This is a genomic window from Fodinibius sediminis (assembly GCF_900182555.1).
Classification (GTDB): Bacteria; Bacteroidota; Rhodothermia; order Balneolales; family Balneolaceae; genus Fodinibius; species Fodinibius sediminis.
The window spans coordinates 177,989-189,224 of sequence record NZ_FXTH01000001.1 but is presented as its reverse complement, the minus strand read 5'-3'; the positions used below and the strand labels follow the sequence as shown (position 1 = coordinate 189,224).

Annotated in this window: 11 protein-coding genes; 10 read left to right on the top strand and 1 reads right to left on the bottom strand. The window is 51.2% G+C overall.

The genetic code is table 11. From position 1 onward, the window contains the following. Nucleotides 1-57 precede the first annotated feature (57 nt). The 3 genes from FN808_RS00850 (at nucleotide 58) to FN808_RS00840 (ending at nucleotide 3,501) form a co-directional block, all read left to right on the top strand. Nucleotides 58-687, top strand: a complete 630-nt coding sequence (locus tag FN808_RS00850) for a sterol desaturase family protein (RefSeq protein WP_142712643.1) — start codon at nucleotides 58-60, stop codon at nucleotides 685-687. A gap of 81 nt (nucleotides 688-768) precedes the next feature. Further along, complete coding sequence (locus FN808_RS00845) at nucleotides 769-1,635, top strand: DUF72 domain-containing protein (protein WP_142712642.1); 867 nt, start codon at nucleotides 769-771, stop codon at nucleotides 1,633-1,635. A 249-nt stretch (nucleotides 1,636-1,884) separates the two neighbouring features. Then, nucleotides 1,885-3,501: a peptide chain release factor 3 gene (locus FN808_RS00840; RefSeq protein ID WP_142712641.1), complete on the top strand. Its 1,617-nt coding sequence runs from the start codon at nucleotides 1,885-1,887 to the stop codon at nucleotides 3,499-3,501. Nucleotides 3,502-3,837: 336 nt separating this feature from the next. Here the strand turns inward: FN808_RS00840 and FN808_RS00835 are convergent, their stop codons facing one another. Next, entirely contained in the window at nucleotides 3,838-4,617 is a 780-nt protein-coding gene (locus FN808_RS00835; RefSeq protein WP_142712640.1) for a peptidase, read from the bottom strand. 332 nt (nucleotides 4,618-4,949) lie between these two features. Between FN808_RS00835 and lpdA the strand changes: the two genes are divergently transcribed. From lpdA to FN808_RS00800, 7 genes are all read left to right on the top strand, one after another. Continuing rightward, nucleotides 4,950-6,356: a dihydrolipoyl dehydrogenase gene (gene lpdA / locus FN808_RS00830; RefSeq protein ID WP_142712639.1), complete on the top strand. Its 1,407-nt coding sequence runs from the start codon at nucleotides 4,950-4,952 to the stop codon at nucleotides 6,354-6,356. Nucleotides 6,357-6,505: 149 nt separating this feature from the next. Then, complete coding sequence (gene lipB, locus FN808_RS00825; protein WP_142712638.1) at nucleotides 6,506-7,267, top strand: lipoyl(octanoyl) transferase LipB; 762 nt, start codon at nucleotides 6,506-6,508, stop codon at nucleotides 7,265-7,267. Between the two features lie 16 nt (nucleotides 7,268-7,283). Continuing rightward, nucleotides 7,284-8,162: a lipoyl synthase gene (gene lipA / locus FN808_RS00820; protein ID WP_142712637.1), complete on the top strand. Its 879-nt coding sequence runs from the start codon at nucleotides 7,284-7,286 to the stop codon at nucleotides 8,160-8,162. A 100-nt stretch (nucleotides 8,163-8,262) separates the two neighbouring features. After that, a complete protein-coding gene (gene plsY / locus FN808_RS00815) occupies nucleotides 8,263-8,964 on the top strand; it encodes a glycerol-3-phosphate 1-O-acyltransferase PlsY (protein WP_142712636.1) in 702 nt (233 codons plus the stop codon). Then, entirely contained in the window at nucleotides 8,957-9,982 is a 1,026-nt protein-coding gene (locus FN808_RS00810; protein ID WP_142712635.1) for an NAD(P)H-dependent glycerol-3-phosphate dehydrogenase, read from the top strand. The genes plsY and FN808_RS00810 overlap by 8 nt, the downstream gene beginning before the upstream one ends. 92 nt (nucleotides 9,983-10,074) lie before the next feature. Then, complete coding sequence (locus FN808_RS00805; RefSeq protein WP_142712634.1) at nucleotides 10,075-10,764, top strand: AlbA family DNA-binding domain-containing protein; 690 nt, start codon at nucleotides 10,075-10,077, stop codon at nucleotides 10,762-10,764. A 7-nt stretch (nucleotides 10,765-10,771) separates the two neighbouring features. Next, a complete protein-coding gene (locus FN808_RS00800; protein WP_142712633.1) occupies nucleotides 10,772-11,227 on the top strand; it encodes a HesB/IscA family protein in 456 nt (151 codons plus the stop codon). The last annotated feature ends 9 nt before the right edge of the window (nucleotides 11,228-11,236 follow it).

The window sequence follows — 11,236 nt, the reverse complement described above, 5'->3', positions numbered from 1 at the left end:
TTGTGATATTTGATGTAAACTTTTTAAAAGGGATTAAACAAATAGGAGAGGGGTCACATGAAGAGGCAAAAGATAAAGAATAAAGGGAGTGGGCGAATTTTCGATAATCATTTTCTGGAACTGTTGACGAAGTCCCCGGCGCCGGTATCAGCTGCCATCTATCTCGCCATTATGGGGCTGTTGCTGTACCTGGGGGTTGTCAGGGAAGTCGTGAGTAGCTTTTGGGCAGGTTTGTCGATTTACCTCAGTGCGATATTTTCCTGGACCCTGTTTGAATACCTGTTCCATCGCTATATCAATCATCTTGACGAATATTTTCCCGATTCTGGATGGGCGCGCAAGGTGGCCCATAGTATCCACGGTATTCATCATGAATACCCGCGGGACCGTGAGCGCCTGATGATGCCGCCTGTCCCCGGGTTGCTTATCGTTTTGCTTTTATTCGCCGGGTTCTGGACAGTGCTCGGTGAACTGGTCTTCATTTTTATGCCGGGATTCATGACCGGGTATCTTGCCTATGCCTCCATCCACATCGCTGTCCACAAGCGCAAGGTGCCATCATTGCTCAAAACTCAGCACCGACATCATGCCCTGCATCACTACAAGCATCACGACAAGGCTTTCGGGGTGTCCACTACGCTATGGGACAGGGTGTTTGGAACGATGCCCCCTGAGAACAGTTCTTGAGTCTGGCGCTTTAAATACAGAGATTATGCTGTTAAACAATTTGCCTGTAACCGTTGAATCGTCATTAATTGCCAGGGAGACATGGCCATTGCAAAATATCACATAGGATGCACGGGATGGAGTCTGAAGGAGTGGGTGGGGCGTTTTTTTACAGATGACGCCAAGCCGGGTGATTTTCTGTCGCAGTATGCCTCGGTGTTCAATGCCGTGGAGGGTAATACCACCTTTTATCATGTTCCCAGCCCGCAAACGGTGCAAAAATGGAGGAGGTTCACCCCGGATGGATTTAAATTCTGTTTTAAGTTTCACCGGTCCATCACCCACCAGCGGAGACTCAGCAATGTGGAGGAAGAGGTGTCCCGGTTCCTGGAGGTCTTCGATCCCATTACCGACCGGCTGGGACCCTTTCATATACAGCTACCGCCCCGGTTTTCTCCCGATGAGTTTGATAAGCTGGAACGGCTGGTGCACCGGCTGCCTTCCGTTTACAGCTATGCCGTGGAGGTTCGCCATCTGGATTTTTATGACCATGGGAAGCAGGAGCGTCGTCTGAATCGGCTTCTGGAGAACTATAATATTGATCGCGTGATCTTTGATACGCGTAAACTCCACAGCATGGAGGTAAAGGAGCCTTCGATACGGGAGGCGCAGAAGAAAAAGCCCGAAGTGCCCGTCCGGTTTGAAAATACGGGCTCGCGTCCCTTTGTGCGTTTTGTGGGTGCCAATGATGTGCTGAACAATGAATCCTATCTCAAGGAATGGGCCATCGTCATTGCGGACTGGATCAAGGAAGGACTGCATCCCTATATCTTTACTCATTCGCCCGACAAGGTGAGTCAGCCGCTTATCGCCCGTAAGTTTCACCAGCTTCTTTCCGAACTTATTGAAATCGATCCCATGCCGAAGTGGCCGATAGAACGGCAGGATAAACAGCTGGATCTGTTTTAAACGGGCCTGATTCTTATAGCCCGGTTTTGCACTGCCTCTGATAAAGAACTCCGGAAACCAGAAAATAGCCAGCCGTTGCACTGTTTTAACTGACAGGCAGGAATATCCCAGCCGCATCAGGAACTGCGGTTTTTCCCGGCATACGGCATGATTTCCGGCCCGCGTGCAGGCTGGTTATCTGCAGGGTGATATAGCATGAAAAAATTCGTATCTTTCCGGGCTTTTAGAATATAGAAATAACGTGATTCCATGGCCCAGCCTGAAACCCTTACCGAAGAACAGCAAGAAATATTAGAGGAAGCCCGTCGCCGGCGCACCTTTGCGATTATTTCGCACCCCGATGCGGGTAAGACCACCCTGACCGAAAAGCTCCTGCTTTATGGTGGGGCAATACACGAAGCCGGATCCATCCGTCAGCGGAAAGCCAACCGTTATGCGGCCTCCGACTGGATGGCCATCGAGAAGGACCGGGGGATCTCGGTCACCTCATCGGTGCTGCGCTTCGAAAAAGACAACATTAAGTTTAACCTGCTGGATACCCCGGGCCACAAGGATTTCTCCGAGGATACGCTGCGCACATTGGTTGCAGCTGATACGGCCCTCATGGTGATCGATGTTGCCAAGGGCGTTGAGGAGCAGACTGAGAAGCTGTTTGAGGTCTGTAAAATGCGCGAGATCCCCATTATCACTTTTGTCAACAAATGCGACCGCCCGGGACTGGAACCCCTGGAAGTGATCAGCAACGTGGAGAATCAGTTGGGCATTGAGCCTATTCCGGCTTCCTGGCCGCTGGGTTACGGAAAAGATTTCCAGGGCATCTATGATCTGATTGGCAAGAAACTGCATCTGCAAAAGAAAGAGGAGCATGGGGCTAAAAAGGCCGAGACCGAGGTGTATGACCTGGAGGAAGGAGTGGAGAAGGCTATCCTTTCGGATCGGGAGAAAGAAAAATTCCGTGAAGAGGTCATGCTGACCGAAGATATGTTTGAAATGATGGACCAGGATGCATTTATGCATGGGAAGTGCACACCGGTATTTTTCGGCTCTGCCCTCAATAATTTCGGGCTGGATGTTTTTCTCAGTTATTTTGGTGAGCTTGCCAATGACCCCCAGGAATACCAGGATGCCGAAGGAAAGAGTCGGGCGCTTTCTGAGGGGTTTTCAGGCTTCATATTCAAGATGCAGGCCAATATGAACCCGGATCACCGCGATTGTGCAGCTTTTATCCGTATTACGTCCGGCAAGTTTAAGCGGGGACTACAGGTGACGGAAAGCAATACGGGCAAAAAAGTGAAGATGTCGACGCCTCATACACTTATGGGGGATGAACGGCATATCCTGGAAGAAGCCTACCCCGGCGATATTGTCTCTCTTTTTAACCCCGGTTCCTTCCGGATCGGTACGACTATCTACAGTGATGACCCGGTAACCTTTAATGTAATACCGCTCTTCACTCCGGAACATTTTATGAAGGTGTCGACCAAGGATCCCTTCAAGCGAAAGCAGTTGCGCGAAGGGCTCAAGCAGCTGGCTGAGGAAGGGGTGGTGCATGTGTTCGAGGTTCCCAACGGCGTAGGCAATGAACTGTTGCTGGGAACGGTCGGTGCCCTTCAGTTCGAGGTCGTAAAACATCGCATGCTTACGGAATACAATACCGAGCTGCATATGTCGGCCGTCTCCTATCATGCGGCGCGCTGGCTAAGCAATGACGAGGGAGTGATTGAAAAACTGGAGAAGAGCTATTCGACCCATATAACCAAGGATATGGAAGAACACCCGATTGTCCTTTTCGACAGTGCCTATGCCTTGAGTCAGGCTGAAGAGAAGGTCGGGGCTGAAAATCTGTTTAAGTTCAAACAGAACTGACAGGTCCGCCGCGGTCGCTGCCGTCGGGGATTTGATGCAGCCTTCACCTCCGTGCTTTTGAGTACCGGTGCTGTCTTTACGACTATTGTTTGTTGAAATCCACGCCGGTTGACTTGTGTAGCTGATATTCAGTTGACGTGGTTGATGCGTCTGGTGCGTAAAAAAGGGTCCGGAAGGGAGTGTGTTTTTTCTCCCTATGAAAGGCATGATTTGGCAGCAACAGGCAGGTGTGCCGGGCGATTTTGCTGGGATGCCAGAATATTGAGAATTGGGAACGGGAAGAAGCTGGGCGTCCTTCCCGATTCCCAGTTCTGTAAATCGATTTCTTGAGGTATCTTATTTCCCGCCATTAGCCTGCAGGTCAGTGACGCACTGCGGGTCCAGGTCCGGGATGCTCCCGTCAAAGAGGTTGGCAAAGAAGTCGGTGGTTTCGACCGTTGACTTCATCAGGCACTCGTCGGCCGTACAGTGGGCGCTTCCGGCTGTTTTGTGATCCGACTGGGTGGGGGTCCCGTTACCAACAAGGCCCAGGATATGACCGAACTCGTGCTGGAATACCGTACCTTCCACCTTTTCCCGGGGCGGAGCTCCCAGGCCTGAAGATGCCTCCTCGATAGTTGATCCAAAGAAGGCCATGGACGTATTGTAGTAGGCGATGCCGAGCACATTATTTTGTTCCTGGTACTTGCCATCGGTTATGAGGAAGTACGCATGCAGGGTATTGTTTCTGCTGTCCGTATAGTTATTGCGGTATTTCTCCTCAAAGGAACGAATCTCATTGGCCGAATAGGTGCCTCCCCCGCCCGATTGCACCTCCGTAGGCGTGTTGATGGTAATATCGGATTTGTGAAGCCGCTTCTGAAGAAAGGTCTTGAGGCTGTCCAGGGCATCCTGCGAGGGCTGATGGCCCGGCATGTAGTCAATTTCAACCGAGAGACTTGCAAAGCTGCTGTCTTCCAGGAATACTTTGGCTGATGCGCCCGGAGCAGCCCGGCTTACAAACTGATTGGTATTGTTGTCCACGCCGGTTGAGGAGTCCAGGCAACCGTGAAGGGTGAAGGAGAGTACAAAAGCGAATAAGGGGGCTAAAAAATAGTATCGTTTTGCTATATCCATATATGTCATTGGTTTATTCATGTTTTACATGCATGTTTAATACAAAAAGCATGATCATGTTCCCATCTTGTTCTGAAGCAAATCAGCAACCACCCCCGGCGACGGCATGATGCATCCGCCTGCACGGTCTCTGTCTGATTTAAGTGCAGATCTTATTTCACCCTTCCGCGTATTATTCTTAAATTAGAGGGCTTTTGAAACTATTGACCGATTGAGTTGTTGAATTGCCGAATTACCCCTGTACAGGGAGGTTAGGAAGGTTGGCAGTGACCGATAAAGAGGACAGTTTATCAAATCAATCATTCACCAAATCAACAAATTACTAAATAATCATGGCTAAAGAATTTGACGTTTGCGTAATTGGTTCCGGTCCCGGTGGATATGTGGCCGCTATTCGTGCATCACAACTTGGATTTAACACGGCAATTGTTGAAAAGCGGCATCTGGGAGGCGTTTGTCTCAATATCGGATGTATTCCCACCAAGGCGCTCCTGCGTTCTGCCGAGGTCTTTGAAAGTATTGCGGATGCCGAAGATTATGGCATCAAAGTAAGTGATTACGAAGCGGATTTCGAAGGTATCATTGATCGCAGCCGCAACGTAGCCAATAAAATGAGTAAAGGGGTCCAGTTCCTGATGAAGGCCAATAAGATTGAAGTCTTCGAGGGCAAGGGGATCTTTGAGTCCAAAGAGCAAATCAAGGTCGTCGATGAAGAGGATGAGGTGCAGGAACAGATAAAGGCCGACAATTTTATTATTGCCACGGGTGCTCGTCCGCGGCAGCTGCCAAATATCGAAATTGACGGCGACATGGTTATTGACTCTGAGCGGGCCATGCAGCTGGAAGAGCAGCCCGAAAAGCTGGTTGTCATTGGAGCCGGCGCCATCGGCGTAGAGTTTGCCTATTTCTATAATACCATTGGAACCGAGGTTACCATTGTTGAGCTGGAGGATTCGCTGGTGCCTGTTGAAGACAAGGACATCGGAAAAGAACTGGGCAAGATCTATAAAAAGAAAGGGGTGGATGTACGCACCGGGAGCACCGTCGAGAAGGTTGAGAAAGACGGTGACGGGGTCAAAGTGACCATCAAGACCGGTGATGAGGAAGAAGTTGTTGAAGCAGATGTCGTTCTTTCCGCCGTAGGCGTAACCGGCAATGTAGAAGGTATCGGCCTCGATGAAATTGGCGTTGAACATGATCGGGGGGCTATCAAGATTGACAAATCCAACTACCAGACGAGCGTCGAGAATATCTATGCTATCGGGGATGTGGCTGGTGGACCCTGGCTGGCCCATAAGGCAACACACGAAGGCCTTGTGTGTGTGGAAAAGCTGGCCGGTGAAGATCCGCTGCCCGTCAACTACAACAACATCCCCGGCTGTACCTACTGTGAGCCGCAGATTGCCTCTGTCGGCTACACCGTGGAGCAGGCAAAAGAGGAGGGGTATGACGTGAAAGTCGGCAAGTTTCCTTTCTCCGCCAGCGGCAAAGCCACAGGACTTGGGCATGAAGAAGGCTTCGTGAAAGTGGTCTTTGATGAGAAGTACGGCGAGTGGCTGGGTTGCCACATGATCGGTTCTCATGTGACCGAACTGATTGCCGAAGCAGTGGTTGCCCGTGATCTGGAAACGACCGGTCATGAAATTATCAGTGCTGTTCACCCGCATCCAACCATGTCGGAGGCGGTGATGGAAGCCGTGGCTGAAGCCTACGGTGAGGGCGTGCATTTGGGTAATTAGTTGAGATAGGATGAGTTTAGACCGGAGATATGCCTTCGGGTTCTGCTCCGGTTGAAAGTGTTATCATTACATTAGGAATAATGGGGCGGGGATGGAAGAGCGGATTTTCCATCCCCGACTTTCAAGGGTAATTCCTAAATGGTGCAACCATGTCAAAAGTAGAGTTTTACGATTTGGGCCATGCACCGTACCGCCCGGTATGGGATCTGCAGGCAGCCATCCAGCAGCGGCTGGTGGATGAGAAACTGGCTCGCCGGAAGGGAAAGCTGTATCAGCCCGGCCAGGAGAGCAATGACGTATTGCTCATGGTCGAACATCCTCATGTCTATACCCTGGGCAAGAGCGGAGACAAGGCCCACCTGCTGAAGGGGATGGCGGAACTGGCCAGTATCGACGCTGATTTTGTCGAAATTGACCGCGGAGGGGATATTACCTACCACGGACCCGGCCAGATTGTAGGCTATCCCATCCTGGATCTCGATCGCCACTTTACCGATGTCCATAAATACCTGCGGTACCTTGAAGAAGTTGTCATCCGAACATGCGCCGACTACGATATTGAGGCGACGCGCATTGAGGGACTTACGGGTGTCTGGGTGGATGACAAGAAGATCTGTGCGATGGGAATCAAATGTTCGCGTTGGGTTACCATGCATGGCTTTGCCCTGAATGTCAATGCGGACCTGCGTTATTTCAACCATATTGTGCCCTGCGGCATCTCCGACAAGGCGGTGACCAGTCTTCGGGATCTCCTGGGGTGTGAAATTGACCAGGAGAGGGTCAAGGAACAGCTCTGCCATCACTTTGAAGCCGTTTTTGACGTCGCCATAACCGAAGTCGATTCCCTGCCTGAACTGGACGATGAATTTTCGTATCTTAAGCCATCAGATGTTAATCCAGTATCCCATTAATTAGTGATCGATCCCCATGATAAAAGAGTTGAATGTTGTTGACCGGAATGAAGAAACCAAGCGGCGGCCGGACTGGCTGCGGGTAAAGCTGCCATCAGGAGAAAAATTCAAGGAGGTTTCCAATACCATCCAGAAGCACTCGCTGAACACCGTTTGTTCCGAAGCACGTTGCCCGAACATGGGAGAGTGCTGGGGAAACGGTACCGCTACGTTTATGATTCTGGGCGATGTATGTACACGGTCCTGTTCGTTCTGTGCGGTCAAGACGGGGCGCCCGGTGCAGGGGCTGGACTGGGATGAGCCGCGGCGGGTAACCGATGCAGCCAAGAAAATGGGGCTCAAACACGTTGTTTTAACTTCGGTCAACCGGGATGAACGCAAGGACGGGGGAGCGCCTATCTTTGCCGAGACGCACCGCCAGCTTCGCGAAGCCATTGAAGGGGTTACTATTGAATCCCTCATCCCCGATTTCAGGGGCGTGTGGGAAGCACTGCAAATTGTGATCGATACCCCACCCGATGTACTGAGTCATAACCTGGAGACGGTTCCGAGCCTGTATCGCACCATTCGTCCCCAGGCAAAATACAAGCGTTCCCTGGAGTTACTCCAGCGCTGCAAGGATCAGGGGCTGCGTACGAAAACAGGCATCATGGTCGGCTTCGGTGAAGAACGTGACCAGGTGATAGAGCTCATGCAGGATTGCGTGGACTACGGGGTTGACGTGTTGACGATCGGGCAGTACATGCAGCCTACCAAGATGCATCAGCCGGTGGAAGAATGGGTCCATCCCGACCAGTTTGCAGAGTACAAGGAAATTGGTGAACAGCTGGGGCTTGAACATGTGGAAAGCGGCCCGCTGGTCCGATCTTCCTATCATGCCGAGCGTCATGTTTAGGGCTGGCCTGGTCGAGAATCTTTTTGATAATTGATTCTCAACATTTACTATTGATCTTTTATATTGTAAAAGATTGCCATCTCTCATTTAACCGAAATTTATGCTTGCACTTGGTGTCGTCATTCTGTTGAGTTATCTGGTGGGCTCCATCCCCTCGTCGATATGGGTCGGGCGGCTGGTCAAAGGCGTGGATATCCGAAACCACGGGAGTGGAAACGCCGGGGCAACCAACACCTTCCGGCTGCTGGGATGGCGACCGGGCGTTTCCGTGCTGGCAATCGATTTTTTCAAGGGGTTTGTGAGTTCGCTGTGGATTAGTCAGCTGGCGTATTTTATTGGTACCGGGCCGGTATCCCTTTTCCCTTTCTGGGATGTAGATCCGTTTTTACGCATCGTATGTGGGGTGGTGGCGGTGCTGGGACATATGTTCCCCCTGTATTCAGGCTTTGACGGCGGCAAGGGAATGGCCACCGCTGCCGGCATGCTTTGTGGTATTGAGCCCGTTTCGGTGGCCATTACCTTTGGCGTGTTCCTTATCGTGATGCTCAGCAGCAGGTATGTTTCCCTGGCTTCGCTGGTGGCTGCCTTTATTTATCCGCTGATGCTGGTGATGCTGCGGTACGGCTTCGGATGGGCTATAGACGGAAGTATTCTCATTTTCGGTGCCATCGTGGGGCTGGGCATCATTGTCAAACACCGCGGCAACATACGGCGGTTGCTCAGGGGAACAGAAAATCAGGTGAGCTCATTCCGGCCGGCCGTCGGATGGCTCAACAAAGAGGAAAAGCAGAACCGTGGGTAATAAAAAAGCAAAGAAAATCACCATTGTCGGCGCAGGGAGTTTTGGAACGGCGCTGTCCGTTGTCCTGGCCCGGGCCGGCAATGAGGTACAGTTGTGGGCGCGTGAATCAGAAGTCGCCTACGGAATCAACAAGCATCACCGCAATCCCGCCTATATCCCGGATGTGACGCTTCCGGATTCGGTAACTTGTCACACCAAGCTGGAGAAATGCCTTGATGATCCGGAAATGGTCGTTTTTGCCACGCCATCGCACGTCATGCGCGGGGTGGCTGAAAAATTGAAGCCCTTTTTCAGCGGCGACGAGATCATCGTCAGCGTGGCAAAGGGTATCGAGAACAAAACCTTCAAGACCATGTCGCAGGTGCTTGTCGAGGTGCTGGAAGGCCAGGTTATTGAAGACCATATCGGAGTCATATCGGGTCCCAGTCATGCCGAAGAAGTGAGCAAGTTTAAACCTACAACCGTAGTGGCCAGCGCCTACTCAAAGAGTACGACCCGTATCATTCAGGACACCTTTCTGACCCCGATGTTCAGGGTATACCTCAACTATGATATCATCGGCGTTGAAATTGGCGGTGCGGTTAAAAATATTATGGCGATCGCTGCGGGTATCATCGACGGAGCCCGGCTGGGCGACAATGCCAAAGCCGCCGTCATAACCCGCGGGATGCACGAAATGAAGCGCCTGGGCATGAAGCTGGGGGCCTCGCAGGATACGTTTTCAGGACTGTCGGGCATCGGAGACCTGGTGGTGACCTGTACGAGTGAGCACAGCCGAAATCGTTTTGTCGGCTATAACATCGGGCAGGGTAAGAAGATGGAAGATATTACGGCCCGGATGAACATGGTGGCCGAAGGGGTTAAAACAACACGGTCGGTCTATGAATGGAGCCGCCAGCTGAAGGTGGAGATGCCCATCACCAAGGCGATCTACCGGGTGCTCTTTGAACAGGAAGATCCCGAGGATGTACTCTATGAGCTGATGACGCGCAATCCCAAGGAGGAAATTGTGATTTAATGGGCAAAGAGTTGTACTTTGCTGTCCGTTCATGGCGGCTTAATATTTGATCGTTATCTTCGTTATCTACTGAAAAGGAACGTCGTGTGACCATGTATTACAATAATCACAGCACCGTATCGCTCTCTGAGATGGATTACCTGGACGTCAAAAACCTGGCCCAGACCGGTGAGGGAGCCTACCTTGAGTTCAAGCGAACCATCCCTTCGGCCTATAAGATTGCCCGTGAGATTGCCGCTTTTGCCAACACCAAGGGGGGGACCCTGCTCATCGGGGTGGATGACGACTGTTCACTAATTGGCGTGAGCGGCTACCAGGAGGAGGAATACCTGCTGAAAAAAGCCGCCGAGGAGCTTTGCCGGCCGCGCGTGGATATTGACATAGAAATCGTCCATTTTGGAGAACGCGATCTGCTGGTTATCAGAGTGCCCGAATCGGATGAAAAGCCCATTGTTGTACAGGCCGAAGAGGGAGATATTGTGCTGATGCGCGAGGATGACCGCAACAAGGTTGCCAGCAGGGAATTGATTGAAGTGATCAAGAACAAGAATTCTGATGAAGGCGTAACCTTCGAATACGGGCAGAACGAGCAGAAGCTCTTCCGGTATCTGAATGAATACGGCGAAATTACCGTTAAAAAGTTTGCGCATCTGGTGAATATCTCCCCGGCCAAAGCGTCGGCAACGCTGGTTAACCTGGTAAGTGCCGATATCCTGAATTTATTTCGGAAGAAGAATGTGGATTATTTCACCTACTCGCGGAAATGCAAAAATGAATGCTAGATAAACTATGGCTGCTGAAACGGACGAAAATTTAGATAATGTTATTTCAGATCTCATCGATGGCGATGATGAAGAAGAGGCGTCGCAGGGATCACCGCTTGCAGACATAGAGGCCCCTGATATTGATTTCAGTGGACCGGCTGTATCACTGACCGAGCGGGCTGCACGCCAAATTCAAAAAATAAGAGCTGATGAGGAGCTTGATGAAGAACTCTACCTTCGGGTCGCTGTTGAGGGGGGTGGTTGTTCGGGTCTCAGCTACAAGCTGGGTTTTGATCACAAGTCCGGGGAGGATGAAGTTATTGTCAGCCAGGGCATCGAAATTATCGTGGATAGCCGGCACATGATGTATCTGAAGGGTATTTCCGTGGATTATCCCGATGGGCTGGATGCACGCGGATTCACATTTGACAACCCGAATGCGACGGAAACCTGTGGCTGCGGCTCTTCTTTTGCCACCTAGCTGAAACAA